1 protein-coding gene is annotated in these 700 nt (G+C 69.1%); it reads left to right on the top strand.

What is annotated here, in order from left to right; translation table 11 throughout:
- On the top strand, positions 1 to 700 hold a 700-nt coding region (locus IE185_RS32880), incomplete at both ends, for an acyltransferase domain-containing protein (protein WP_189716587.1).

Raw genomic sequence — 700 nt, 5'->3', positions numbered from 1 at the left:
TGGTCTCGCTCGCGGAGGTGTGGGCGAGCGCGGGTGTGGTGCCGGATGCGGTGGTGGGCCATTCGCAGGGCGAGATCGCTGCTGCGGTGGTGGCGGGTGGGTTGTCGTTGGAGGACGGGGCGCGGGTGGTGGCGTTGCGTTCGCAGGCGATCGGCCGCGTGCTGGCGGGTGGCGGTGGGATGGTGTCCGTAGCCCTGCCGGTAGCCGAGGTGGAAGAGCGTCTGACTTCCTGGTCGGGGGTGTTGGGCGTTGCTGCGGTGAACGGGCCCTCGGCGACCGTGGTTTCGGGTGCGGTCACGGCCGTGGACGACTTCGTGGAGATGTGTGAGCGGGAGGGTGTGCGGGTCCGCCGTATCCCGGTGGACTACGCCTCGCACTCCTCTCAGGTGGAGGAGATCGAAGAGGAACTGGCTGAGCTGCTGAAGACGGTGGAGGCCCGTGAGCCGCTGGTTCCGTTCTGGTCCACGGTGGAGCCGGGTCGGGCGGTGCGGCTGGATGGTGGGTACTGGTACCGGAATCTGCGGCAGCGGGTGTGTTTCGCGGAGGCGGTGGATCTGCTTCTGGGCGACGGGCACGGGGCGTTCATCGAGGTCAGTGCCCATCCGGTGCTGACGATGGGCGTGCAGGACCTTGCGGACCGCAGCACTCGCAGCTCGGCCGAGAACGCTGTGGTGGTAGGGACCCTCCGCCGGGACGAGGG

It is taken from the genome of Streptomyces chryseus (genome assembly GCF_014650755.1).
GTDB lineage: Bacteria > Actinomycetota > Actinomycetes > Streptomycetales > Streptomycetaceae > Streptomyces > Streptomyces chryseus.
The sequence above is the reverse complement of the archived record's forward strand: the minus strand, read 5'-3'. Positions and strand labels throughout refer to the sequence as shown.